This window comes from Microcystis sp. M113S1, assembly GCF_020246945.1.
Taxonomy (GTDB): Bacteria; Cyanobacteriota; Cyanobacteriia; order Cyanobacteriales; family Microcystaceae; genus Microcystis.
Map to the genome: position 1 here is coordinate 1 of NZ_JADBSA010000352.1, position 25,793 is coordinate 25,793.

Annotated in this window: 20 protein-coding genes; 10 read left to right on the forward strand and 10 right to left on the reverse strand. The window is 41.1% G+C overall.

Annotated elements, in window-relative coordinates; translation table 11 throughout:
• Positions 1-156: 156 nt before the first annotated feature.
• Positions 157-1,344 (reverse strand): glycosyltransferase, encoded by a 1,188-nt coding sequence (locus tag IM319_RS17520; protein ID WP_287736431.1) that lies wholly within the window; start codon positions 1,342-1,344, stop codon positions 157-159.
• 151 nt (positions 1,345-1,495) lie between these two features.
• On the opposite strand from IM319_RS17520, the gene IM319_RS17525 reads away from it, so the two are divergent.
• The 5 genes from IM319_RS17525 to IM319_RS17545 all read left to right on the forward strand — a co-directional run bounded on the left by IM319_RS17525 (position 1,496) and on the right by IM319_RS17545 (position 8,783).
• On the forward strand, positions 1,496-2,719 hold the full coding sequence (locus IM319_RS17525) for an NAD(P)/FAD-dependent oxidoreductase (RefSeq protein WP_286824333.1): 1,224 nt from the start codon (positions 1,496-1,498) through the stop codon (positions 2,717-2,719).
• Positions 2,720-2,749: 30 nt separating this feature from the next.
• The gene (locus tag IM319_RS17530; protein ID WP_287736432.1) at positions 2,750-3,976 is read left to right on the forward strand and encodes an S-layer homology domain-containing protein; all 1,227 of its coding nucleotides are present in this window, start codon (positions 2,750-2,752) and stop codon (positions 3,974-3,976) included.
• A gap of 183 nt (positions 3,977-4,159) precedes the next feature.
• Positions 4,160-6,379: a heavy metal translocating P-type ATPase gene (locus IM319_RS17535; RefSeq protein WP_287736433.1), complete on the forward strand. Its 2,220-nt coding sequence runs from the start codon at positions 4,160-4,162 to the stop codon at positions 6,377-6,379.
• 90 nt (positions 6,380-6,469) lie between these two features.
• Entirely contained in the window at positions 6,470-7,519 is a 1,050-nt protein-coding gene (hemE, locus tag IM319_RS17540; RefSeq protein WP_287686912.1) for a uroporphyrinogen decarboxylase, read from the forward strand.
• 322 nt (positions 7,520-7,841) lie between these two features.
• Positions 7,842-8,783, forward strand: a complete 942-nt coding sequence (locus IM319_RS17545; RefSeq protein ID WP_287736434.1) for an NAD-dependent epimerase/dehydratase family protein — start codon at positions 7,842-7,844, stop codon at positions 8,781-8,783.
• Positions 8,784-8,790: 7 nt separating this feature from the next.
• On the opposite strand, the gene IM319_RS17550 is transcribed toward IM319_RS17545, so the two are convergent.
• Together IM319_RS17550 and cysC are read right to left on the reverse strand one after the other, a co-directional pair.
• The gene (locus tag IM319_RS17550; RefSeq protein ID WP_286824328.1) at positions 8,791-10,518 is read right to left on the reverse strand and encodes an ABC transporter ATP-binding protein; all 1,728 of its coding nucleotides are present in this window, start codon (positions 10,516-10,518) and stop codon (positions 8,791-8,793) included.
• A 95-nt stretch (positions 10,519-10,613) separates the two neighbouring features.
• Complete coding sequence (gene cysC, locus IM319_RS17555; protein WP_287077994.1) at positions 10,614-11,159, reverse strand: adenylyl-sulfate kinase; 546 nt, start codon at positions 11,157-11,159, stop codon at positions 10,614-10,616.
• A gap of 217 nt (positions 11,160-11,376) precedes the next feature.
• On the opposite strand from cysC, the gene IM319_RS17560 reads away from it, so the two are divergent.
• Positions 11,377-13,545 (forward strand): transglycosylase SLT domain-containing protein, encoded by a 2,169-nt coding sequence (locus IM319_RS17560; protein WP_287736435.1) that lies wholly within the window; start codon positions 11,377-11,379, stop codon positions 13,543-13,545.
• A 55-nt stretch (positions 13,546-13,600) separates the two neighbouring features.
• The gene (locus IM319_RS17565) at positions 13,601-14,431 is read left to right on the forward strand and encodes an energy-coupling factor transporter transmembrane component T family protein (RefSeq protein WP_286824326.1); all 831 of its coding nucleotides are present in this window, start codon (positions 13,601-13,603) and stop codon (positions 14,429-14,431) included.
• Positions 14,432-14,550: 119 nt separating this feature from the next.
• Here the strand turns inward: IM319_RS17565 and coaE are convergent, their stop codons facing one another.
• Together coaE and purC are read right to left on the reverse strand one after the other, a co-directional pair.
• Entirely contained in the window at positions 14,551-15,132 is a 582-nt protein-coding gene (gene coaE, locus IM319_RS17570) for a dephospho-CoA kinase (protein ID WP_287736436.1), read from the reverse strand.
• Positions 15,133-15,144: 12 nt separating this feature from the next.
• Positions 15,145-15,870 (reverse strand): phosphoribosylaminoimidazolesuccinocarboxamide synthase, encoded by a 726-nt coding sequence (gene purC / locus IM319_RS17575; RefSeq protein WP_287736437.1) that lies wholly within the window; start codon positions 15,868-15,870, stop codon positions 15,145-15,147.
• 337 nt (positions 15,871-16,207) lie between these two features.
• On the opposite strand from purC, the gene IM319_RS17580 reads away from it, so the two are divergent.
• Positions 16,208-16,504: a DUF7219 family protein gene (locus IM319_RS17580; RefSeq protein ID WP_287736438.1), complete on the forward strand. Its 297-nt coding sequence runs from the start codon at positions 16,208-16,210 to the stop codon at positions 16,502-16,504.
• Positions 16,505-16,590: 86 nt separating this feature from the next.
• On the opposite strand, the gene thrS is transcribed toward IM319_RS17580, so the two are convergent.
• On the reverse strand, positions 16,591-18,390 hold the full coding sequence (thrS, locus tag IM319_RS17585; RefSeq protein WP_287077981.1) for a threonine--tRNA ligase: 1,800 nt from the start codon (positions 18,388-18,390) through the stop codon (positions 16,591-16,593).
• A 134-nt stretch (positions 18,391-18,524) separates the two neighbouring features.
• On the opposite strand from thrS, the gene IM319_RS17590 reads away from it, so the two are divergent.
• Positions 18,525-19,445 carry a metal ABC transporter solute-binding protein, Zn/Mn family gene (locus IM319_RS17590; RefSeq protein WP_287736439.1) on the forward strand — a complete coding sequence of 307 codons (921 nt, stop codon included), beginning with the start codon at positions 18,525-18,527 and terminating at the stop codon, positions 19,443-19,445.
• A 58-nt stretch (positions 19,446-19,503) separates the two neighbouring features.
• Here IM319_RS17590 and IM319_RS17595 read toward each other — a convergent pair whose 3' ends face one another.
• Both IM319_RS17595 and IM319_RS17600 read right to left on the reverse strand, forming a co-directional pair.
• Positions 19,504-20,595 carry a CobW family GTP-binding protein gene (locus IM319_RS17595; protein WP_287736440.1) on the reverse strand — a complete coding sequence of 364 codons (1,092 nt, stop codon included), beginning with the start codon at positions 20,593-20,595 and terminating at the stop codon, positions 19,504-19,506.
• Between the two features lie 102 nt (positions 20,596-20,697).
• Positions 20,698-21,135, reverse strand: coding sequence for a DUF4079 domain-containing protein (locus IM319_RS17600; RefSeq protein WP_287077979.1), 438 nt, complete (start codon positions 21,133-21,135; stop codon positions 20,698-20,700).
• 4 nt (positions 21,136-21,139) lie between these two features.
• Between IM319_RS17600 and IM319_RS17605 the strand changes: the two genes are divergently transcribed.
• Entirely contained in the window at positions 21,140-23,776 is a 2,637-nt protein-coding gene (locus IM319_RS17605; RefSeq protein WP_287736441.1) for a M1 family metallopeptidase, read from the forward strand.
• A 47-nt stretch (positions 23,777-23,823) separates the two neighbouring features.
• On the opposite strand, the gene IM319_RS17610 is transcribed toward IM319_RS17605, so the two are convergent.
• Both IM319_RS17610 and IM319_RS17615 read right to left on the reverse strand, forming a co-directional pair.
• On the reverse strand, positions 23,824-24,435 hold the full coding sequence (locus tag IM319_RS17610; RefSeq protein ID WP_287736442.1) for a DUF4276 family protein: 612 nt from the start codon (positions 24,433-24,435) through the stop codon (positions 23,824-23,826).
• A 24-nt stretch (positions 24,436-24,459) separates the two neighbouring features.
• Positions 24,460-25,647 carry an AAA family ATPase gene (locus IM319_RS17615; RefSeq protein WP_287736443.1) on the reverse strand — a complete coding sequence of 396 codons (1,188 nt, stop codon included), beginning with the start codon at positions 25,645-25,647 and terminating at the stop codon, positions 24,460-24,462.
• Between the last annotated feature and the right edge of the window lie 146 nt (positions 25,648-25,793).

Here is a 25,793-nt window from a genome sequence, read left to right on the forward strand (position 1 = left end):
AGTGATTGGGGGGAAAATTCAGGGACTTTTTCCCTGAAAATTAGGTAATTGACCACCTGAAAATGGGTAAAACCCCACACCCCACACCCCAACCCCCAACCCCCAACCCCCAACCCCCAACCCCCAACCCCCACCGAAAAACTTTTTCAGCAATCCCTAATTAGGATAAACTCGCCCTTTCCAACCTCCCCCTTGACCGCGCCAATAACGCAGGGCAGAATCGATGGTCATTACACTATAAAAGAGGGCAATTAGGGGTAAAGTTAAAGCCCGCAGGGGCGATAATTTATATAGTCTTAAAGTCGGGCTATAGGAAAGGGCTATTAGTAATAAGGTGATGGTGCTAATTATCATAATTGATGTTTGTTTTAAGACCAATCCCCAGATTAAGCCCAAGGGGGCGGCTAAATAGGTTAAAAACATCCCGAAAATTGTCCCGATTAACCAAAGTGTTGAGTAATTAAGTTGTGTAAAGGCGGTGCGGGCTACCATATTCCAAATGCTGGCTAAATCGGGATAGGGACGGAGACTATAGGTGCTTTCTGTTAATCCTAACCAGATGGATTTCTCAGGATTTTCGGGGTGATTTTGTAGATATTTTTTAACTGCGATCGCCAAAGAACAATCATCAATTAAAGCTTGTTTAAGAATCTCAATACCGCCAATTTTTTCTAGAATATCTCGGCGAATTAAAATGCAGCCCCCAGCGGCGGCTGCTATCGGGGAATTAGGGTTATTAACTAGGGGAAAAGGATAGAGTTTCTCGAAGAAAAAAACAAAAGCAGGAATGAGGAATTTTTCCCAAAAACTGTCACAGTTTAGCAGCACCATCAGGGAAACTAAAGCTTGTTTTTCTTGTACTGCTTTAGTGACTAATTGGGTTAAATTATCTGCTGCGTGGGCAATATCAGCATCGGTGAACAGAAAATAATCGGGAGCGAATTTCTCGGTAGCCTCTTTTATTCCCTGTTTCATTGCCCATAATTTACCCGTCCATCCTATCTCTAAAGGTTGTCCAGAAATAATAGTTATCTGGTCAGATTTATGAGATTTCTCCGCAATTTTTTGGGCAACTTTTCCCGTACCATCACTACTTTGATCGTCAATTAAAATAATCGAAAATTCTCCTTGATAATCTTGGTTAAAGAGGGAAGTTAAACTGATAGGTAAAACGTCGGCTTCGTTTCGTGCGGGTATAATTGCTGAGACTTTTGGATAATTTGTTAAAGGAGAAGTGACAGGATTAATTTTTTGGTTAGATAGCCAAAATTGTCCCCTGGCTAAGATTAAATATAACCAAATTATTAGCGATAGGAAAGTAACTAAGAATAATAAAAATGTCATAAGCTAGTCGGCTTTCGATGAGGGAATAGGGAACAGGTCAAAAAGAGTATCAAATTTAGATGCACAACAGTTTCATAAGTTTGGGGTTTAACAGAGGGCGATTTAGGGTAAAATGAAAGCAAGTTAGCAAGATTAGGCGAGGCAGTAAATCATGGATTATGATGTCGTAATTATTGGGGGGGGACCGGCGGGAGGTCACTGTGGTAGATTATTAAGTGAAAAAGGTTATCGTGTTCTTTTGGTGGAACAACATTCTAGTTGGCAAGATAATAACTTTTCTAGTGCCGCTTCTCCCCTAGAAATTTTAGAACAATTCAATCTCCCCGAAACCGTAGTGGCTAGGTTTTGGAAAAATATCGAAATTATCTCCACTAGCATACATCATTTTTGGTCATCACCGCAACCTTTAGGGGTAGTTTTTGATTTTGCCAAATTGCGAGAGTTTTTAGCCACAGAAGTGCTGCGTTGGGGGGGAGAAGTTCGTTTAGGCTGTCGTTATCTGAAATATCAACAGATGGAGGATAAGCTAACTGTTTTCTTGAAATCAAAAGGAGAGGAAATCGAGACAGTTACTACTCGTTTATTGGTTGATGCCACGGGATACGCTAGAGCAGTTATCTATAAACATAGACGAGAAAAACCTGATTTTTTAAAAGCAGTGGGCATTGAATATTTAATTACAGTACCAGAACAATTTTATCAAAAATATCAAGATAATTTAGTATTTTTTCTCGGTCATAAATGGAGTCCTAAAGGTTATGCTTGGATTTTTCCTATGGATAATCAGCAATTAAAAATAGGAGCCGCTTGGTTAGAGGGAGAACATCCTTATATTTCTGAAGTTAAGTCTTTAAAAAGTTATATTATCCAGATACTCAAAGACTACATAAAGTTAGATAATTACGAGCTAGTAGAGCAACACGGTTCCATCGTGGAATATTCCTCTGGACTGCAAGATATTTACTATAAAAAACCAAATATTATCGCCATAGGTGATGCAGTTTCAACTATCAATGCTTTAGGAGGGGAGGGAATTAGACACGCTATGAAAGGAGCCGAAATTGCTTGTCAATACATGGAAGAATATTTACAGGGAAAATCGAGTAGTTTTACCCCTTATCAACAGCGGATGCAAGAATATTTTCAACCAAAATGGAATTTATCCGATCGCCTCAGTCGCAAAGTTTATTTAGAATATAGTGATGCGCGTATCGATCAAGGAGTATCCTATCTCAAGTATCTTGCCACACAGGATATAATCGACATTTTATTTTACTACAAATTTGAAAAATACACAAAAGGGTTAGGAGGATTTCTACTGGGTAAATTACGTCAATGGTGGCACAAAATTTTCCCTAGTCAAAACCCCGAATAAATAAGCTAGGATAAAGCTAAGGAAACAATATTGGTAAAGACCGTGAGTAAGTTTATTCGCTACAGTACAATTATCACCCTGCTGGGCATTTTAGCAGCCTGTAGTGGCAATCCTGACCTAGAAAATCGTCTGGCTGCTGATCCTAATCTACAAACAAATCCCATACCGGAAAACTCTCCTAATAACAAGCAATTACCCGCAAATTTTCCCGCAGAAATTCCTCGATATAGTCAATCAGAATTATTATCCGTGCAGACAAATCCTGATAATACTGGTGGACAAACCCGTTGGCAATCCAACGATCCCAGCAATGCGATCGAGGCTTTTTATCAACAGGAATTAGTTAATAATAATTGGGAAATTATCACTCCCTTTTCTGGGGAAGGAGTCAATAGTACTCTAACGGCCCGTCGAGATAATTTAGAATTAACTATCACCATAACTGCCACTTCTCCCAATACCGAATATAGCCTCGATTATCGTCCAATAGGAACCCCAATTGTGTCCCCTAGTCCCTCCCCTAGTCCCTCCCCTAGTCCCTCCCCTATTTCTTCCCCCTTACCCAATCTTAATCCCACCAGTTTTAACGATCTCGAATCCTTACCTAATCCCTTAAAGAGCCACATTCAAGACTTAGCTAGATTAGGAGTATTAACAGGTAATAACAATCAGTTTAACCCTAATGATACAATAAAGCGCCGAGAATTTGCCCGCTGGTTGTTACAGGCTAATAATGCCATTTATGCTAATGTAGCGGGTAAACAAATCCGTTTAGCTACTCCCAATAGTTCCCCCGCTTTTAGTGATGTGAAAAATAACGATTCCGATTATATTTATATTCAAGGATTAGCGGAAGCGGGGTTAATTCCCTCTCCTTTAACGGGAGATAGTAGCACCCTTTTATTCCGTCCCAATGCTCCTTTAACCCGGGAAGATTTAATCGCGTGGAAAGTGCCATTAGATATCAGAAAAGCTTTACCGAGCGCCAATCTTGATACGATTAAAAATACTTGGGGTTTTCAGGATACTAATAAAATTAACCCGCAGCTGGTGCGCGCTCTTTATGCCGATTTTCAAAATGCTGAACAAGCTAATATTCGGCGAGTTTTTGGTTTTACTACCCTATTTCAGCCAAAAAGACCAGTAACTCGCGCTGAAGCTGCCGCTGCTTTATGGTATTTTGGTTTTCAGGGTGATGGTGTTTCCGCTGCCGATGCTTTGCAGGGTCAAGATACGCAACAGAGTGGGGTTAATTGAAATTTGTCCACAAAAATTAAGGGTGTGTTAGGAAAATATAAGCACTCTTTTTGACATTTCTTCATATCTATTCAGAAAAATTAACAAAGAATTCTTGACCCTGCAGCTGGGGTAATATTTTATCCTAAAGATATAACTCTGCTGCAGGGGATTTTGTTGCTGACTTTCGCTGCTATTAAAATTATGACCCATCAAACTCTCAAACTCGCCGGGATGAGTTGCGCTGGTTGTGCTGATTCGATCGAACGGATAATTAAATCTATCCCCGGAGTGATTCGATGTCAAGTTAATTTTGGCATGGAACAGGTGGATGTGGACTATGATCCCAAGCGTACCGATCTTAACACTATTCAAGCAAAAGTTAGGGATGCCGGTTTCCAAGCTACACCGATAACGGAAATTAATCTCGAATCCAGGCCAGAAAAAGAACTTCTCACCAAACTATCGATCGCTATTGTTATTAGTATTATACTTTTTATCGGTTCTTTGCCGATGATGACGGGTTTATCTCTATCTTTTATTCCCCACTGGTTACACGCTCCCTTATTACAATTAATTCTCGCTACTCCCGTCCAATTTTGGTGCGGTCAAAGTTTTTATAAAAATGCTTGGAAAGCCTTTAAAAATCGCACTGCCACCATGGACACTTTAGTAGTTTTGGGAACCAGTGCCGCCTATTTTTATTCCTTGTTTTCAACCTTCGGGAGCGATTTTATCGAAAAACAGGGGTTTGATTCCCATGTCTATTACGAAGCATCAGCTATCGTCATTACTCTGATTTTACTCGGTCGTTTCCTCGAAAAACGTGCCAGAAAAGAAACGGCCGCCGCTATTAAACAATTAATGGGATTACAGGCAAAAACTGCTAGGGTGATTAGGGAAGAACAGACGCTAGATCTACCGATAGAAGATGTGAAAGTAGGAGATATAATTTTAGTGCGTCCGGGGGAAAAAATTCCCGTCGATGGCATAATTATCCAAGGCAGTTCTAGCATTGATGAATCGATGGTGACGGGGGAAAGTTTACCCGTGCGAAAAACCGTCAATCAACAGGTAATCGGAGCGACAATTAATAAAACCGGTAGCCTACAAATGCAAGCGTTACGAGTGGGAAAAGATACGGTTTTAGCTCAGATTGTCCGATTAGTGCAAACCGCACAAGCATCAAAAGCACCTATACAAAGATTAGCCGATCGAGTGACCGCTTATTTTGTGCCGGTGGTGATGATTATTGCGGTAATAACTTTCTTGTTTTGGATTCTCCGCACGGGTAATCTCACCCTCGCTTTGATTACAATGGTGGAAGTCTTAATTATCGCTTGTCCCTGCGCGCTAGGATTAGCTACACCCACCTCGATTATGGTGGGAACAGGACAGGGAGCAAAACAGGGAATTTTAATTAAAAATGCCGAAAGTTTAGAATTAGCCCATGGCATTACTACTATTGTTCTAGATAAAACGGGAACTCTCACCCAGGGTAAACCAACGGTGACGGACTTCTTGACTCGCGAAGGGGTGGGGGATGGACGGGAATTATCGCTGCTGCAGTTAGTCGTGTCGGTGGAGAATCATTCTGAACACCCGCTAGGAGAAGCAATAGTTAAATATGGGCAGTTAAACCAGATTAAAACCCTAGAAGTAAGCGAATTTGACTCAATAACTGGGTCAGGGGTGCAGGGAAAAGTCGGGTCGGATTTAGTGCAAATCGCTACACAACAATGGTTAGAAAGTCAAGGGATTGAAACAAAAGTTCTTAAAAAAGTCGCCCACGATTGGGAATGGCAGAAAAAAACCGTGGTTTGGATAGCGGTTAACGGGCATTTAGAGGGGTTGCTCGCCATTTCCGACGTTTTAAAACCTTTTTCTTCTTCAGTGGTCGCCAAGCTCAAAAAAATGGGCTTAGAGGTGATGATGATGACGGGGGACAACCTCGAAACCGCAGAAGCGATCGCCAGCGAGTTGGGTATCCGGCGCTTTTTTGCCGCACTCCGTCCCCAACAAAAAGCCGAAAAAATCGAATATTTGCAGAAAAAAGGGAAAATTGTCGCCATGGTTGGAGATGGCATCAATGATGCGATCGCATTGGCGCAAGCGGACTTAGGTATTGCCATTGGCACGGGGACCGATGTAGCGATCGCCGCTAGTGATATAACCTTAATTTCAGGAGATTTACAGGGAATTGTGACTGCTATTGAGTTAAGTCGGGCAACAATGCGAAATATCAAGGAAAATCTCTTTTTTGCTTTTATTTATAACCTGATTGCCATTCCCATCGCTGCCGGAGTCCTCTATCCTTTTCTGCTCAATCCGATTATTGCCGGTGCTGCCATGGCTTTAAGTTCCCTTTCCGTGGTGATGAATGCTTTACGATTGCGTCGAGTTCATCCCAGGGTGGGGGGATAACTTTCGTTAACAATTCTTAAGGAAAAACTCGAAAAATTAGCTGTACGGGGGATGATACCGTAGAAAAGGCAATAGAATAATCATCGTGATATGACTGACTCCCCTGAAATACCTTATTTATTACGCGCTGCCAAAGGAGAAATCTTACCCCGTCCTCCCGTGTGGATGATGAGACAAGCAGGACGTTATATGCAGATTTATCGAGAATTGCGGGATAAATACCCCAGTTTTCGGGAAAGATCGGAAAATGCAGATCTAGCGATCGAAATCTCCCTGCAACCTTGGCGTGCTTTTCAACCGGATGGGGTGATCATGTTCTCCGATATTCTCACTCCCCTAGCGGGAATCGGTATTCCCTTTGATATTATCGAAAGTAAGGGGCCGATTATCGATTCTCCCATTCGTACTCAAGCGCAGGTGGACCAACTTAATCCCCTCGATCCCGATCAGTCTTTACCTTTTATCAAAACGATTTTAAAAACCCTACGTCAAGAGGTGGGAAACAAATCCACTGTCCTCGGTTTTGTCGGAGCGCCTTGGACTTTAGCAGCCTATGCAGTGGAAGGGAAAGGTTCTAAAAGTTATTCTGTGATTAAAGGGATGGCTTTTTCGGAACCTTCGGTACTACACCAATTTTTAGATAAATTAGCGGATATGATCGCCACCTATGTCCGTTATCAAATTGATTGTGGGGCGCAAGTGGTACAAATGTTCGATTCTTGGGCGGGTCAATTAACTCCCCAAGATTACGATGTTTTTGCCTTACCCTATCAACAAAAAGTAGTTCGTTTGGTGAAAGAAACCCATCCCGATACACCGTTAATTCTCTACATTAGTGGCAGCGCTGGCGTTTTGGAAAGAATGGCTAAATCGGGGGTTGATATTATTAGCGTCGATTGGACCGTGGATCTGGCGGAAGCGAGACAGCGTTTAGGTAAATCGATGATGGTTCAAGGTAATATCGATCCGGGGGTTTTATTCGGTTCCCAGTCTTTTATTCGCGAGCGGATTATTGATACTATTCGTAAAGCAGGTAATCAAGGTCATATTCTTAATTTAGGTCATGGTGTTTTGGTGGGAACTCCTGAAGATAACGTGCGTTTCTTCTTTGAAACCGCTAAAGGATTTAGTTATCAATAAAGTTACTCAGGGAACAGGGAATGGGGAAATTGGGAAATTGGGAAATGGGGGAATGGGAAAATGGGGAAATGGGGAAATGGGGGAATTCAACTAAAACCCTAAAACCCTAAAACCCTAAGTACCTAAGCAAAATTAATTACACATATCTAACCCCCTCCTTGCCTCTTGTCTCTTGCCTTTTGCCTTTCTTCACTAAGAAATTTATTTTGCACGACTACTTAAAACCCCAAAACCCTAAAACCCTAAAACCCCAACACACAACACCCTTTTTGACTTTTTACTTTCAAACTGTCCCCTAAATTCTGCCGTATCAATTAAAGTAATGAAAAAGATATTTCTAACGGGTGTGAGTGGCTGTATTGGGCATTATATCGCCGAGATTTTACTGGAAAATCCCGACTATGAATTATATTTTTTAGTTCGTAATCCAGAGAAGTTAAAATTTACTTACCAAGGGCGATCAAATGTTCATATACTTTTAGGCGATATGCAAAATATTGGGGTATATGCTGATCTTTTAAAAACAATGAATAGGGCGATTTTAATCGCTACCAGTTGGGGAGGAGAGGAGGAAAGTTATCAGATTAATGTGGTAAAAACCCTGGAATTAATTAGTTATTTAGATGCTCAAATCTGCGATAAAGTCCTCTACTTTTCTACTGCCAGCATTCTCAATCAAAATAATCAACCTTTGCCCGAAGCTGGGGAAATAGGAACTAATTATATCCGCACTAAATATATTTGTTATAGTAAATTTGCTGACCTAGAAATTGCCGATAAAATTATCACTTTATACCCCACTTTTGTCTTAGGTGGTGACGAAAATAAACCCTATTCTCATATCTATGGCGGTTTACCGGATGTGTTGAAATATATCGGTTTAGTGCGTTGGTTTCAAGCTGATGGCAGTTTTCATTTTATCCATGCCAAAGATATAGCTCAAGTGGTGAATTATTTAATCGAAAATCCCGCACCAGAAAGCAAAATTGTCCTAGGCAATCAACGCACAACAGCTAACCAAGCAGTGGAGGAAATCTGTACTTATTTAAACAAAAAAATCTATTTTCGCATTTCTTTATCTTTAACCATTGCTAACTTTTTTATCAAAGTTTTTAACTTGCAGATGGAACCATGGGATCGTTTTGCGATGAATTATCGTCACTTCACCCACTTTAAAACCTATACTCCTGCTGATTTTGGTTTAAAAAACTATTGTTCCACCCTTGATGATGTTTTAGCCTTGCGAGGAATTCCCCGAGATTGATCATAGACTAATCTTGAAATTGTCTAGCATGAAATTGAGCGTAACGACCATTAAGATTTAATAACTCCTCGTGATTACCCACCTCGATAATTTCCCCCTTTTCTAAGACTAAAATACGGTTAGCTTTTCTGACAGTTGCTAATCGGTGAGCAATAACAAATACCGTGCGCTCCGTCATAATTCTTTCTAAAGCTTCCTGCACTAAAGCTTCCGATTCCGAATCGAGCGCGGAAGTCGCTTCATCTAAGATTAAAATTCTCGGATTAGATAAAACTGCTCGCGCGATGGCGATTCTTTGTCTTTGTCCACCCGATAAATTAACACCCCTTTCTCCCACATAGGTATAGTAACCCTGGGAAAGTTCACCGATAAATTGATGAGCGTTGGCAATTTTTGCCGCTTTTTCCACCTCTTGCAGATTAAAATCTCCCTGGCCAAAAGCGATATTTTGGGCTATAGTGCCAGAAAAGAGAATATTTTCCTGTAAAACTACGCCAATTTGTCGCCGGAGACTTTTTAAAGTCACATCACGAATATCCACCCCATCGATTAAAATCTTGCCGGAAGTGGGGTCATAAAAACGCAATAAAAGATTAACTAAAGTGGTTTTTCCCGCTCCCGATGCTCCCACTAAAGCAATCATTTCCCCAGCGTGTGCAGTAAAATTAATATTTTTTAAAACCTGTCTGTCCTCATTGTAAGAAAAATTTACTTGACAATATTCAACTTCTTTGCTGTGGGGTTGCAGATTGATCGCATTCGGTTTTTCGGTAATTGTTGGCAAAATAGCTAACAATTCAAAAATCCGATCCATGGAGGCTTGACCCTGTTTAAATTGATTATAATTACTGGTAATATGGGCGATGGGATCGATTAACATTGCCACCGCTGCCACATAACTAACAAAGTCAATTCCAGTTAAATTCTTTTGGGAAATTTGCCAACCAGCGAGAAAGAATAAAAAGATGACACCGAGAGCTTGTAAGAATCCCACCACGACGTATTGTAAAGCTTTGGTGGATTCTGATAGGTATTGCGCGCGGCGATTTTCCTCCGCTTCTTGGGCAAAAAGCTCGGTTTGATAATCTTCAGCAGCGAAAGCTTGCACCACACGAATACCGCTAAAAACTTCGGTTAATAACGCAGAAATATTAGATATTTTCGCTTGGGCGCGACGAGCGTATTGTAATAATTTTTCGCCAAAAAATCCCACCAAAACCCCTAACAAAGGAGCGATAATAATGACAGCGATCGTCAATTGCCAGTTAACAATAAACATATAGGCAAAGACGACAATTAACTGCAAAGCTGAGGGAATAAAATCATGGAAAAATTTGTTAATTACTTCCCCAATGCGATCAATATCTTCCGTTAAACGATAGGATAAATCACCAGTTTTTGCCGTTTCAAAGTAATTTAAGCCGAGGGTTTGCAGGTGTGCATAAACTTTTTTTCTCAATTCTAGGGCAATTTTTAAAGAAGCTTTTGCCATCAGGGAATCTTGCCCATACTGAGACATTCCCCGCAGTAAAAAAACCACTGCCCCCACCCCCGAAAGTGTCGCCAATGCTTGCACATTTCCCTCACCGATATATCTGGCCATTTGTCCGGCTAACCAAGCTAAAATCGGCCAAAATACCGTAAATCCGATCGTACAGATGAACGCCAAAATAATTGTTTGGGTTTGGGGACGGAGATAGGGAATAAGATTCCAATAACTAGAGCGAGATTTCAAAATAATTTATGGACTTAAGGGGTTAATCGGGGGGTAGAGACGTTTGTAGTCCACGTCCCTACGATATTTTCCAACAATACAAAGTTATGCTGCGATTAAACCGCCACAGCTTGATGAATGTAGCCTAATTCCGTCAATTTGTTCCAGACTTTGGCGACACTTTCCTCTAAAGTCTCTAAATCGGTGCGGCATTCCACTTCTGGGTTAAAAGGTGGTTCATAGGGATCATCAATTCCCGTAAAAGACTTGATTTCGCCAGCACGCGCTCTTTTATATAATCCTTTCACATCGCGCGCCTCACAGACGTTTAAGGGAGCATTCACGAAAACTTCGACAAAACTGCCGATTTTTCCCCGTACTTCCTCGCGAATCTCACGATAGGGAGAAATAGCCGAAACTAGGACAATCACACCGTGACGGGTGAGCAAATTAGACACAAAACCAATGCGACGGATATTTTCATCGCGATCCTCTTTACTAAATCCTAAACCCTTGGTAAGATTCGTCCGTACTATATCGCCATCGAGAACTTCAATGGAATAACCTTCAGCGATTAATTTTGCCTGTAATGCCTCGGTAATCGTGCTTTTCCCCGCACCACTCAATCCCGTTAACCAAACCGTCACGCCGCCTTGTTTCATAGCAATCATTAATAATACTTAAATCCTGTTTAGCGTACCATATCTCAGTGATCAGTGATCAGTTACCAGTTATCAGATGGGAGTTTTCAGTTCACTGATTACTGATTACTGCTTACTGCTTACTGATAACTGAACAACCCCCCAACCTGATTGAAACAAACAACCTGTCGCCACGATCACTGATAATGTATGTTGAGTTACTGTCTTGAATAAGGTAATGTTTAAGAAATTCCCCCCTCACACCCCGCTCATTCTTGGACTAGGTTCTGGGGTTGCGCTTTTTACTCTCACCAGTCTCTTTCTCTTTCACCCGAAAATTCTTGCTTGGCTCGATCGCAATAGTGCTTCGGTTCCTAGCCTAGATCCTAACCAACCCTCTGCCGTGGTTGATAGCGCTTCCTTACCACAAACCGAGCGAGATGTCAAGTTAAAAGATGTGGCTGATGCCAACGCGCCCTCTTTAGATCGTAGTCGCGCCCGCTATCTCCTGGCCATGGATTTATTGAGAAAATATGAAGGGGGTCCGGCTTTAAAACAATTAGAAGGCTTAGAAAAACAATATCCTGTCCTCGCTCCCCAGATTCTCCTCAAACAGGGACGCGCCCACGAATTAAGCAACGATAGTGAAAAAGCGCGAGAAATTTGGCAAAAATTACTGGCAACCTATCCCCAATCGCCCGTAGTGGCGGAAGCTTACTACTCTTTGGGCAAATACGACCCCAGTTATCGTGAGAAATTGCTTAAGGAATACCCCCGACACCCGCGTACTTTGGCTTTAATTCGCCAACGTCTTCAAGAAAATCCCGATCAATTTCCCTTATGGTTGCAGTTAGCCAAGGCTAATCCTTTTGATCCTACCCTCAATCAAGCCCGCGATCGTTTGGTGAAAGACTACGCCGAGCAGTTAACTCCGGCGGATTGGGCAATGATTGGGGCCGGTTATTGGCAGTCGGGATTGTACGAAAAGGCCTATAAAGCCTACGCTAAAGCCACTCCTAGCCCCGAACAAGCCTATCGTTACGCCCGCGGGCTACAAATTGCCAAAAAACTGCCAGAAGCTCGCACCGCTTACCAAAAATTAATTAAAACCTATCCCCAAGCCTCAGAAACTGGTTTAGGATTACTGCGACTCGCCCAAATTTCTCCTAACCGCGATGCTATAGCATATCTCGATCGCATTGTCAAGCAATTTCCCGATCGCGCCCCGGAAGCTTTGGAAGCGAAAGCCAAATTACTGGAATCAACTAATGCCCAGGCCGCTAGTCAAACATGGCAGACTCTATTAAATAAATACCCAAAATCCGACGAAGCCGCCGATTATCGCTGGTTAATAGCCCAAAGAGCCGCTAAATCTGGTGATTACGCCAAGGCGTGGCAGTGGGCGCAGCCAATTGCGGTTAATAATCCCGATAGTCAAATTGCCCCGAAAGCGGCCTTTTGGGTGGGAAAATGGGCGCAAAAACTCGGCAAAAACCAAGAAGCAAAACAAGCTTTTACCTACACTATTTCTCGTCATCCCCATTCCTATTATGCTTGGCGCTCGGCGGTTTTATTAGGTTGGGACGTGGGGGATTTTACCACTGTCCGCTCCTATAACCCTACCACCGTCAAACCCGCCACCCGTAACGCTCCCCCCGCTGGTTCGGAAGCTTTCAAGGAATTATATCGAATTGGTGAAGATACGGACGCTTGGAATCTCTGGCAAGCAGAAATTGTCGATCCTTGGAATTTAACCGTTGACGAACAATTTAACCTCGGTGTCTATAAACTCTCTCGCAATCAAAATTTAGAAGGAATTAACCTGATTTGGCGCTTGCGAGAAAGAGATACCCCGGAGGAAAAGAAAGCCTGGAAACTGCTGCGACAAAATGATAAATACTGGCACGCTTTATTCCCTTTCCCCTACTACGATACCATCCTGCAATGGTCAAAAGATAGACAATTAAATCCCCTGCTAGTGACAGCTTTAATCCGGCAAGAATCCCGCTTTGAAAAAGAAATTCGTTCTCCTGTAGGGGCAGTGGGATTAATGCAAATTATGCCCGATACGGGTAAATATATCGCAGGTAATACTGGCAATAAAAGTTATTCTTTAACTAATCCCGAAGATAACATTATGATGGGAACATGGTATCTGGATTATACCCATGGCAAATTCGACGGAAATTCACTTTTTGCCGTGGCTAGTTATAACGCCGGACCCGGGGCAGTTTCCAAGTGGAGACAGCGTTTTGATTTTAGCGATCCCGATGAATTTGTCGAGAATATTCCCTTTAGAGAAACTAAGGGTTATATAGAATCGGTGTTTGGTAATTATTGGAATTATCTCCAGATTTATAACCCTGAAATTCAAGAGCAAATGAGCAGAATTGCTAACCCTTCCTAGGGAATTGATGGGGATGGGTAATTAACTCATTCCCTTACTAACTTTTTTCTTGATTATGCAATCATTTAACTGGCAAACCGTCGATCGAGATTCTCCTTTTACTCGCTTAGATTTTCGGACAAAATTAACCATGATGATCGTGGTTACTCTCATCGCTTTTACTTGGGAAAGTCCGCTCGCTGGTGGTTTACTAACTCTTATTGTCGCTTTAGCTTGTCTCTGGGCCGGAGTAAAATGGTCCTATATCCTCAACATTTTAAAATTCATGGCTCCTTTTTATCTATTCTTATTAATTACCATGGGATTTTTTAATGTGGAACAGGTAAAAGCTTTAACGGGAAAAACTGAATTAACTCCCTTATTAACTGTCGGTTCTGCCAAAATGACTGTGGAGGGAACCCTCTACGGTTTAAATGTAATCTTTAAAACTCTCACCATGGTTTTAATTATTCCCCTCGCTATTTTTACCACCGATATAAATCAGATGATGGTGAGTTTAACTAAAGCCAGAATTCCTTACAAAATAGTCTTTATTTTTTCCTCTACCCTGCGCTTATTTCCTCTCCTAGTCGAAGAATCTCGATCGATTATTTCTGCTCAAAGATTACGAGGATTAGCAATAGAAAAAATGGGTTGGCTGCAAAAAGGAAAAATTTACGCTTCTATCGCTGTACCTTTAATTTTAAACGCTATGGCTAAATCGCAAAAATTAGAGGTAGTTCTACAAGCTAAAGCTTTCTCTGGTGATCCTGATCGCACATTTTTACAGGAATCAATCTTAACCAATAAAGACTATTTATTAATTATTGGCTTTCTATTTTTATTGGTTTTGGCAATTATTCTCTATGTAAAATTCGGGGTGGGAAAATTTGCCTGGTTGTTTTAAAATTAATCCCTATTGTCTAGGCTAAGACGTATTTTAACCGCCTCTCCTTAGATTAGCTATATCTCCGCCAATTCCTTTACTTTTGCCTCTTGCCTGATCTCAACAACCAATTTAAATGCTTACAGGATAGCTCGATCGATCTGGGTATATAAAGCTTCTAAATCCCCGGAATTGTCCAAAACAATATCAGCTAAGGCAATTTTTTCAGCTAAAGGCATTTGATTATTAATCCGAGCGATCGCTTGTTCTTTGCTTAAGTTATTTCTAGTCGTTAAGCGTTGAATTTGTTGCTCGAAACTGCAAGAAACTACCCAAATCTCCGTGACTAAATGGGTTAATTTGGCTTCCAATAATAAAGGGATAGAAAAAACAACTACAGGATTATCCAACAGGGCTAAATTCTGGTTAAAACATTCTCTAACGTAGGGATGAATCTGACTTTCTAACCAGATTTTTTCCTCGGGATTATTAAAAATAATCTCTCCTAACTGTTGGCGATTAAGGGAATTATCCTCAGTTTTAACTTTTCTGCCATAACGCTGAAAAATTCTCTCTAAAATTGCCGAGCCTTTTTCCACTGCTTCCCGGGCATAAATATCCGCATCAAGGACGGGAATTTTGTAGATATTTTCTAAATAATTAGAAACCGTGGATTTACCAGAAGCTATTCCCCCTGTCAACCCGATAATTCTTCTCGACATAGCACCCTAAATTTATAAACTCTCTATCTGTTGTAAAACTCTTGTTTGTACTTGTTGATAGGCAGTTTCCACATCTCCTAAATCGCGACGAAAACGATCCTTATCGAGAATGCGCGCTTGGGCATCCTCTTGGGTTTTATCCCAGAGACGACAGGTATCGGGGCTAATTTCATCACCTAGATAAATTTTGCCCGTTTTATCAACTCCAAATTCTAACTTGAAATCGACGAGAATAATCTGGCACTTATCGAAAAATTCTTGCAGATATTGATTGATTTGCCGGGCTAAATCTCGTAACTGATTGACTTGCTCCTCGCTGGCAATATCGATCACTTTTATGCGATCAATTGTTAACAAAGGATCGCCCAAAGCGTCATCCTTGAGGTAAAATTCTACAAGAGGAAAAGGTAAAACTTTCCCCTCCTCTAATCCCGTTTGCTTGCACAAACTCCCGGCGGCGATATTTCTGACTACTACTTCCAAGGGAATGATTTTAATCGCCTTGACGCGCATTTCCCTAGAACTAGGGCGATCGATATAATGGGTAGGTATTCCTAGGGATTCTAACCATTGAAATAGGGCAGTGGAGATAGTACAGTTAATTTCCCCTTTACCGACAATTTGCCCGCGTTTTTGGGCATTAAAAGCGGTGGCATCATCTTTGTAATAAGTGAGGAGAATATCGGGATCATCGGTTTGATAGAGAATTTTGGCCTTACCTTCATAGAGTTTTTCCATAGTTATCATCCTCGGCAATTGATAAACGAAAATCGATGGTTAATCAGATAGCGACAGCAGCAAACTTTGGCGATCAACCTAGACAAAAAATATATATCATTGGGTAGATGATCGTTGAAAAAAATAATGTATAATTGCTGCTTAAAGATAACTGTCAACATTTTGCGACCGAACCTTAACCTATAACCAAAAAGTGTCACGATTTAAGTGGTCAATTTTTGGCGAATCAGCCAAGTTTTTACTTAAATCCTCAATGATATCCAACAATTGATATTATCTCCCATTACCATTACCGAAAAATCTAAAGAAATTCCGCAAAATTACCCGCCGTCGCCCTATGAGTCAGAATCCTCCTAACGATGATAACCCGAATATCCCCGATCGCCGCAAGGAGAATTTTCTTTATCCTCGCGCCCCCTACTATGGAGAATTTAAGCCAGAAAACTTGCTATTTAACGCTAATTTACAGGAATTTGCCCAAAAGATCAGTTTTATTTGTAATCTGGAAACGGGGGGCAAAATCAGTTCTCTAGAAGCCTACGAAAAAATTAAAGCCCTCTGGAAAGACTTAAAACAGAGCAAAAAAGGCCTAGGCATTGGGGAAAATCCCTTTCAAAAAGATGATGATGCCTAAAGGATAATCAGGAAAAATCTCCTCGCTTTATCAAAAATGCTGGGACAGAAATATTTTCTGCCCCATACAATTAGATGAGCAAACGCTTAAAAATTACCGTGATTTTGGATGGCATTTTCTAATTTTGCCACCACTTCCTCGACGCTAATTACTCCTAAATCGCCCGTGGCACGGGTGCGAATACTTAAACTATTAGTTTCCATTTCTTTGGCCCCCACCACTGCCATCACGGGGATTTTTTCGGTTTCAGCATTGCGAATCATTTTACCCAAACGTTCGCCACTGGTATCGGTTTCGGCGCGAATTCCTAACAACTGCATTTTCGCTGTCACCTCTTTAGCGTAATCCAATTGACTATCACTAACCGGTAATAATCGTATCTGGACAGGGGCTAACCAAAGAGGAAAATCTCCCGCGTATTCTTCGATTAAAATACCGATTAAACGTTCCAAAGAACCAAAAGGGGCGCGATGAATCATCACCGGACGTTTACGATTACCATCTTCGGCAACGTATTCTAGTTCAAAACGTTCGGGTAAATTATAATCTACCTGTACTGTTCCTAACTGCCATTCTCTTTCGAGGGCATCTTGGAAAATAAAGTCTAATTTTGGACCATAAAAAGCCGCTTCTCCGGGGGCTTCAAAATAATCCATCCCCAAAGTTTGCACCGCTTTTCTAATCGCTGATTCTGCCTTTTCCCAAGCTTCATCGGAACCGATATACTTATCCGATTCAGGGTCACGAAAACTCAATCGCGCCTTAAAATTCTTTAATTGTAAACTCTTAAACACCGTCAAAATTAAATCAACAACGCTTAAAAATTCCTTGTCTAATTGTTCGGGAGTGACAAACAAATGGGAATCATCCACGGTAAAACCGCGAACTCTAGTCAATCCTCCCAATTCTCCCGATTGTTCGTAACGATAAACTGTACCGAATTCTGCCAAACGCATCGGCAATTCCCGATAGGATCTCAAATCACTTTTATAGATTTGAATATGAAAAGGACAGTTCATCGGTTTGAGCACAAATCCTATTTCCTTACTAGCAGATTCCTCATCGTCTGCCATCATGGGAAACATATCTTCTTTGTACTTTTGCCAGTGACCGGAAATTTTAAACAAATCGACGCGAGCAATATGGGGAGTAACTACGGGTAAATAACCGCGTTTTAACTGTTCTTTTTTGAGAAAATCTTCTAACAAAGAACGAATTAAAGTTCCTTTGGGTGTCCATAAAGGCAACCCCGGCCCGACAGAATCAGAGAAAATAAATAAACCTAATTCTTTGCCTAATTTCCGATGGTCGCGTTTGAGGGCTTCTTGTTTGCGGCGCTTGTATTCGGCTAATTGTTGGGGATTTTCCCAGGCTGTGCCGTAAATGCGCTGTAATTGGGCTTTATTCTCATCCCCACGCCAATAAGCACCCGCTACCGTCTCTAATTCGATCGCTTTTGGGTCTAGTTCGCTTGTATTATCTAGGTGCGGACCGGCGCACAAATCCCACCAAGCGTCACCAAGATGATAGAGGGTGATGGGTTCTTGAATTCCCGCCAGAATTTCCAGCTTATAGGCTTCATTAATCGCTTTAATGCGCTTTTCAGCCTCTTCCCGAGAAACTTCCTCGCGCATCACCGGCAGTTTTTTATTGATAATTTTGACCATCTCTTTTTTGATGTCCTTGAGATCCTTATCGGTAAAAGGTTCCGGCACATCAAAATCGTAGTAAAATCCAGTTTCAGTCCAAGGCCCGATAGTAACTTGGGCTTTCGGGAATAATTTCTGCACCGCCATGGCCATAACATGGGAGGTGGTGTGACGAATTCGCTTGAGGTGGTCGGATTCGCTGGTTTTCGGTAGTTTAATCGGGGCTTGGTTATCCATATCTCTTGAATTTACACCTTCTCTATTCTCTATTTTAATAGTAAAAGGAGTCTTTAGTCAGGAAAAAAATCAAGATACATATCAAGGCCATTTCCCCTCATCTCTAACCTCTAAACCCTCATCTCTATTTCCTGATGAAAAAACTAATTTTATCCTGTTTATTTTTGGGATTGGTTGCTTGTAATGCCGCGGTTAATACCACTGATAACCAAAAACCAAAGGTAATCTCCACTAGCACAATTATCGCCGATTTAACCGCACGAGTGGGCGGTGAAGAAATTGACCATCAAGACATTTTAAAACCGGGGGATGATCCTCACGTTTATGAACTGGTTCCCGCCGATAGTGTGGCTTTAGAAAAAGCCGATTTAATTCTCTATAACGGTTATAATCTCGAACCGGGGTTAATTAAAATGATCAATTCTACGGGAATTCAAGCGAAAAAAGTGGCCGTGGGAGAAGCAATTAAGCCTTTACAACTGGAAAAAGAGGGGCAGAAAGTACCCGATCCCCACGTTTGGGGTTCGGCCAAAAACGGTATAATCATGGTGGAGAAAATCCGAGATCAATTGATTGAATTAAGTCCCGAAGATAAAGAAATTTTTACTAAAAATGCAGAGCAATTAATCAGGGAATTAGAAAATCTTGATCGCTGGATTACTGCGGCTATTGAAACTATCCCCCCTTCCCAAAGGCAATTAGTCACCACTCATGACGCTTTTCAGTATTATGCTCATGCCTACGGGTTAAAAGTAGCGGGAACTTTAATTGGCATTAGTACCGAAGAACAACCTAGCGCCCAAACGGTGAAAAATTTAGCCGATGCTATTAAAAATCTCCAGGTTCCTGCTATCTTTGCCGAGACGACTATTAATCCCACTTTAATTACCACTGTAGCCGAAGAAGCGGGGGTAAAATTAGCACCACAACAATTATATTCTGATTCGATCGGTACGGTGGGTACTGGGGGGGATAGTTATGTAAAAATGCTCAGGGAAAATACTCGCTCGATCGTGGAATCTTTAGGGGGAAAAGTACCCCAAGAAGGTCAATAAATAATTGGTTAAATTGGGTGTGTTATCGATTGCTAACACACCCGCAAAAGATGGTTATCTATTTCCCAAATCCTTTACCGCGATTGACAGCGGGTAAACTGAGACAATTGTTAATCTGTTCTTTTATGGTTTCATGATCGAGATTTTGACCGATAAGAACTAGCTGATTTTTGGGAGTACCTTTCCATTCGTCATCTTCGAGAGTAAAACGTTTACCACTGAGGTGGAAAATATGACGTTTAGGACTTTCATCAAACCAGAGAATACCCTTAGCGCGGAAAACGCTTTCTGGTAACTGATTATCGAGGAAATATTGGAACTTCCGAATCGAAAAAGGTTGGTCACTAGCAAAGGAAATAGAAGTAAATCCATCCACCTCTAAATGATTGGAATGGTCGTGATGATCGTGATCATGATCGTGGTCGTGATCATGATCGCAATGGTCGTGATCGTGGTCGTGGTGATCATGGTCATGGTGTTCTTCTTTGCTGTCGAAATATTTATCCGATTCAAATAGTCCGACGCTGAGAATTAAGGGTAAAGGAACCTGACTTTTGCTAGTACGAAGAATTCTCGCTCCTTGCTTCATGTCCCGGATTCTTATTTCTAAAGAATCCACATCTGCTTCATCCACTAGATCGGTTTTATTGAGAACAATAATATCACCATAGGTGATTTGACTTAAGGCCGCTTGCGAGTTGAATAAATCGAGACTAAAATTGGCACAATCCACCATAGTGACAATGGAATCTAAACGGGTCATTTCCCGTAATTCCGTACCTAAAAAGGTTAAAGCTACCGGTAAAGGATCGGCTAATCCCGTGGTTTCTACGACTAAATAATCGATTTTTTCGGGACGTTCGAGAACTTTATAAACCGCTTGAATTAAATCCTCGTTGATCGTGCAGCAAATACAGCCATTATTTAATTCTACCATGCTGTCATCACTGCTGATAATCAGTTCGTTATCGATACCGATTTCACCGAATTCATTGACAAGAACAGCTGTTTTTAATCCCTGTTGATTGCTGAGAATATGATTGAGGAGAGTAGTCTTACCACTACCAAGAAACCCAGTAATAATTGTTACTGGAAGACCTTGTTTTGGCACTGACATCGTGTTAATAGCTTGTGATTCGACGGTTTGCATAATGATTTGGGGGTGAGTATTCTGTCACTAAAAAGCGATTTTTCGGGATGAGATAGCTAGTTTTTCTCGATCAAACAGTCTCCACTCGATCGCCGACTATTTTTATTGTAGATATTTTTGGACCACATCCCATCCTGTTAGGGTAACAAAAAGAAAACCCAGAAACAATAAAAGATTAGTGCCGATGTGGAGAGACCGCGCTAGAGGTGGACGAGTTGTAATGTTCAGGCCGCTAATTGCCGAAACAAAAACCAGAAAAACCACCGATAAACCCGCTATCAGGTGGGAAGAGTGGCCTAAACTGCCATAATGACCGATTGTTCCCACTAATCCGATTCCCAGCAGAATTAAGACCAAAGCAACCATGATCAGGCCGCTGACCAGATGAAAGGATCTTAACCATTTCGGTCGAGATTGGCCCGCGAGTCGTCGATAACCCATGTTTACCCCCGAAACCGCTAATAAAAAATAGGCAAAGAGAGCAAATCCCATCGACCAAGCGGCAATTTTCCATAACCAGAGAAAGGAAGGGAGATTCATAGGGGTGGGATTATTATTAGCAAGGAAAGGGACGACCGATCGTGTTAATTTAAGTTTACCGGACAAAAATCAGCAAGTTAGGGCTAATATGTCTCATCTCACCATCGACACGGAAAATAATCAGCGTCAACCCTTTGAGTTACCGGGGGCTAAACCCCATTATAACCCCGATCGACCCGGACAAGTTAATCATATTTTTCTCGATTTAATTATTGATATTTCTCAGCAAAGTTTTCAGGGCAGCTGTCAGATTACCCTCACCCCCATTCGTCAGGGAATTAGCAGTTTAACTCTGGATGCGGTGGAGCTAAATATTAATTCTGTGTTCATTGAAGATATCAGTCAACCCTTTGACTATGATCGTTCTCTCCTGACTATTCATCTGCTACAACCCACTACCGATAAACCGATTATCCTCACGATTAACTATCAGGTTAAGCAACCACAACGGGGATTATATTTTATCGGACCTGACGAATATTATCCCGATAAACCGATGCAAGTTTGGACCCAGGGAGAAGATGAAGATTCTCGCTTTTGGTTTCCCTGTTTTGATTATCCCGGACAGTTAGCCACTTCCGAAATTCGGGTGAAAATTCCCCAACCCTATATCGCTATTTCTAACGGGGAATTAATCTCGGTGGAAAACGTTGGTGAAGACAGAATTTATCACTGGTCACAAAAGCAAATTCATCCTACCTATTTAATGACTCTTGCGGTGGGAGATTTTGCTGAATTACGCGACTCATGGAATGGTGTTCCTGTCACTTATTATGTGGAAAAAGGACGGGAAGAAGAGGGACAAAGAAGTATGGGTAAAACTCCCCGCATGATCGAGTTTTTTAGCCAAACGTTTGGTTATCCCTATCCCTATCCTAAATACGCACAAGTTTGCGTAGATGATTTTATTTTTGGTGGGATGGAAAATACTTCCACCACAATTTTAACCGATCGCTGTTTGATCGATCAAAGAGCAAGTATTGATCATACTTGGACAGAAAGCTTAGTTGCCCATGAATTAGCTCATCAATGGTTCGGTGATTTAGTGGTGATTAAACACTGGTCTCACGCTTGGATTAAAGAGGGAATGGCTTCCTATTCTGAGGTTTTATGGACAGAATCGGAATACGGAAAAGCTGCTGCTAGTTATTATTTATTAGGGGAAGCAAGAAGTTATTTAGAAGAAGATACTTCCCGCTATCGTCGTCCGATTGTTACTCATGTTTATCGAGAAGCGATCGAACTTTATGATCGTCATCTCTACGAAAAAGGTGCTTGTGTTTATCAGATGATTCGCTCTATTTTAGGGGAAGATTTATTCGGAAAAGCGATTCATACTTTTGTGCGGGATAATGCTCATAAAACCGTGGAAACTGTGGACTTATTACGGGCGATCGAAAAAGCGACCGGGTACAATTTATTATTCCTCTTTGATCAGTACGTTTATCGCGGTGGTCATCCCGATTATAAGGTGGCCTACAGTTGGGACAATCAGAATAATTTAGCCCAATTAACTGTCACCCAAACCCAGGATGAAAAAGAACTATTCGACTTGAAAATTCCCGTCGCTTTTGCCTATCTCAACTCTGACGATCTTACCTACAATCTGCGGATTCACCAAAAAGAACAAAGTTTCTATTTTCCCCTAGCACAAAAGCCCGATTTTGTCAAGTTTGATCGGGGTAATAATTTCCTCAAAACCGTCACTCTTGAGTATCCTATCGGCGAATTAAAAGCGCAATTACAACAGGATCCCGATCCAATTTCCCGTATCTATGCAGCCATTGCCATTGCTAAAAAAGGCGGTTTAGAAGCGATCGAAGCTTTAGGGACATCCCTAGAAAATGAGCCTTTTTGGGGTGTGCGTGTGGAGGTGGCCAAACAGTTAGCAACTCTTGGTTTAGATCAAGCGGTTACTGCTTTAATTAAAGGTTTAAACGACGAAAAAGCACAAGTACGTCGGGCAATTGTCGAGGGATTAAGTGAAATTAAAACCTTAGATAGTTATAACGCGCTTAAATCCCTACTAGAAGCTGGAGATGCTAGTTATTATGTGGAAGCGGCCACGGCGCGAGGATTAGGCTCTATGGCCGTGGGACAATTGCAAGATCAAGAAGGGGAAATTATTGACCTACTCAATCATATTTTACAGTTAAGAAAGGGGTGGAATGAGGTAGTAAGAGCGGGCGCAATTGGCGGTTTAAGCCAGTTAAAAACCTCGCCGGCGGCTTTGGAGTCAATTTTGACCTACACGGCTTTAGGCACGCCTCAACCCCTGAGATTAGCAGCTATCCGCGGCCTGGGAGCGATTTCTTCGGGACAAACCACGGATAAATTAACCGTAATTTTGGAACGTTTAGAAACCATTGCCAAGGAAACTTTTTTCTTGACGCAGGTGGCAGTGTGTAACGCTTTAGGACAGATAGAAAATGCCAAAGCTATCGTTATTTTACAAGCTTTGAGCGATCGAACTCCCGATGGTCGCGTGCGTCGTGTAGCGGAGGAAGCAGTACAAAAAGTCCAGAAAAAATTAGGTTCCGAGAAAGCAATTCAGGAAATTCGCGAGGAATTAGAAAAAATGAAACAGGAAAATCAGGAACTTAAAAGTCGTTTGACCAAATTAGAGGCGAAAAATAGTTAGTTAACCTGAGTTATCAGTTATCAGTTAAATAATTAGAGCGATTTTTTCTAGGGGAGCATCGCCAATAAACCTTGATAAAAAATCTGAAACCTAGGAGAACAATTATGAGCAGGAGTCATAAATTGAGAAATTTCTCTGGCTGCTTTCACTTTTTCTAAACCTCCTCGATGATACCCAGCTTTTTGAAGTATCTTTTCTAAGTTTTCCCAAGTTCCGCCTGTAATTTCATCGGGTTTTCTGTATTTTGCTTGCTGTCCCACATTAGTAGAAACTTTGGGATAGGCTGAGACTATAGCCTGAATATCACCAAAAAACCAAGCTTCTAGTTCTTCTATAGCAATTCTATTTAACACCTGAAATGTTTTTTTATCTTCGCTAATCGTTTTAGTGATAAGCCCTATTTGTTGAGCGATATTTTCTAACTTTTCTTTGATTTTTTGACAATCTTCATTGTCTCTATCTACAAGAATAATGATTCGATAATCATCGGGTATCCAGCATTTATAACCTTTTAATCGCTCCGGTAGTTTTTTGATTAAATCGGATTTACCTCGAAAGGCATGAATTTTATAAGTGACATTCTCAAATAATATTTTAGGTAAAATTTGATTTAAACATTCTTGGGTAGAAAATTCTTCAACTAGAAATTCAAGATGCACTTTTTCCCTCCTTTGGTATTAAAGTTAAATGATAGGATTACCCACATCAAAATAGTCCTCCATCCATAATTGACCCAACAAAGCACCATTTTGAATAAATTCCTTAACTCCTTGCATTTCTGAAGTACGTTTAGCTTGAGTAAAACCCTTTTCATCTCGATAAAGCACCCAAACCTCCTCTGGTTTCAAACCATCTACAAAAAAGGGAGAATGAGTTGTTACCATTAATTGTGTACTTGCGGTCGCTGCCCGACATTCTTCTGCTAATTCAGGTAATAAACGGGGATGAAGATGATTTTCTGGTTCTTCTATTCCCACTAATTGCGGAGGGCTTGGATCATATAATATAGTTAAATAAGCCAACATTTTTAAAGTGCCATCGGAGGCAAATTTGGCAAGAATTGGACTTTGAAAAGGTGCGTCTTTAATCTGGAGTAAAAGCTGTCCATTCGGCATAATAGATGCCTCTACTTTTTCTAATCTAGGAATTCGACGAGAAAGGGTTTGTAAAATAGATTCTAATCGTTGAGGATGATCTTCTTTTAAATATTGAATAACATTAGGTAAATTGTCACCAGTTGGCGATAATCTTTCTTGCGCTCCTGCTTCGGGTTGATTGCGAGTATTATCTGCGGTTAAGTAGGAAAGATACCAACTTGTGATAAAACGACGCAAAGCACTAACCCGGGGATGTTTGGCCAATTGTCCCAGGGTACTAACAGCTAAAAATTCCGCAGAGTCTAATCGTTCAGAAATTCGTTCATCTTCTTCTTGGGGATTTTCTCCACTAATCACTATTCCTTCCCCTTCTTTAAAGTCTAAAAAGCGAAAAGGTTTGCCCTGCGGTCCTCGTCTCCACTGTAACCATTCTTCGGCAACATAAGGGCGATTATTAGCTTCATTAATGGCTAAATGATAGGTAATTAAAGGTGATGCCAATGTTTCTCTATATTTTAATTCGATAATGATGTAACCTTCTTGTCCTCTGGTTCTTAATTCTTTAAATCTTCCCCGTCTGTCCCAAGCTTTTCTTAAACCAACAGTAAAACATTCAGAGAGAAAGGCAAAGACATCAAATATGGTAGATTTTCCGCTCCCATTAGGACCGAGAAAAACGGTTAGAGGAGTAATTTTTTTTAATTCTAAGTCCTGTAAAGCTCGGTAATTTTGCACGCGCAGATTTTCGATTCGCGGTATAGAATTTACAGACATTGATTGTTTCTCTCTCTTGCTTTTAGCTTGTCTTTCCTGTGATTAGCAGTTATGGCAATTCTAATTTAATGAAGTAAAAAAAACTAGGTTTAGGCAGGAGAGTTCATACCTCATCAATTTGAAAAAAGCGGTAATTTCTTTAGTTC

Bases quoted from the DNA above. Each gene is read 5' to 3' on its own strand.
- IM319_RS17520 (WP_287736431.1), bottom strand. From the start codon at position 1,344: ATGACATTTTTATTATTCTTAGTTACTTTCCTATCGCTAATAATTTGG.
- IM319_RS17525 (WP_286824333.1), top strand. From the start codon at position 1,496: ATGGATTATGATGTCGTAATTATTGGGGGGGGACCGGCGGGAGGTCAC.
- IM319_RS17535 (WP_287736433.1), top strand. From the start codon at position 4,160: ATGACCCATCAAACTCTCAAACTCGCCGGGATGAGTTGCGCTGGTTGT.
- hemE (WP_287686912.1), top strand. From the start codon at position 6,470: ATGACTGACTCCCCTGAAATACCTTATTTATTACGCGCTGCCAAAGGA.
- IM319_RS17545 (WP_287736434.1), top strand. From the start codon at position 7,842: ATGAAAAAGATATTTCTAACGGGTGTGAGTGGCTGTATTGGGCATTAT.
- cysC (WP_287077994.1), bottom strand. From the start codon at position 11,159: ATGAAACAAGGCGGCGTGACGGTTTGGTTAACGGGATTGAGTGGTGCG.
- IM319_RS17560 (WP_287736435.1), top strand. From the start codon at position 11,377: ATGTTTAAGAAATTCCCCCCTCACACCCCGCTCATTCTTGGACTAGGT.
- IM319_RS17565 (WP_286824326.1), top strand. From the start codon at position 13,601: ATGCAATCATTTAACTGGCAAACCGTCGATCGAGATTCTCCTTTTACT.
- coaE (WP_287736436.1), bottom strand. From the start codon at position 15,132: ATGTCGAGAAGAATTATCGGGTTGACAGGGGGAATAGCTTCTGGTAAA.
- purC (WP_287736437.1), bottom strand. From the start codon at position 15,870: ATGGAAAAACTCTATGAAGGTAAGGCCAAAATTCTCTATCAAACCGAT.
- IM319_RS17580 (WP_287736438.1), top strand. From the start codon at position 16,208: ATGAGTCAGAATCCTCCTAACGATGATAACCCGAATATCCCCGATCGC.
- thrS (WP_287077981.1), bottom strand. From the start codon at position 18,390: ATGGATAACCAAGCCCCGATTAAACTACCGAAAACCAGCGAATCCGAC.
- IM319_RS17590 (WP_287736439.1), top strand. From the start codon at position 18,525: ATGAAAAAACTAATTTTATCCTGTTTATTTTTGGGATTGGTTGCTTGT.
- IM319_RS17595 (WP_287736440.1), bottom strand. From the start codon at position 20,595: ATGCAAACCGTCGAATCACAAGCTATTAACACGATGTCAGTGCCAAAA.
- IM319_RS17600 (WP_287077979.1), bottom strand. From the start codon at position 21,135: ATGAATCTCCCTTCCTTTCTCTGGTTATGGAAAATTGCCGCTTGGTCG.
- IM319_RS17615 (WP_287736443.1), bottom strand. From the start codon at position 25,647: ATGTCTGTAAATTCTATACCGCGAATCGAAAATCTGCGCGTGCAAAAT.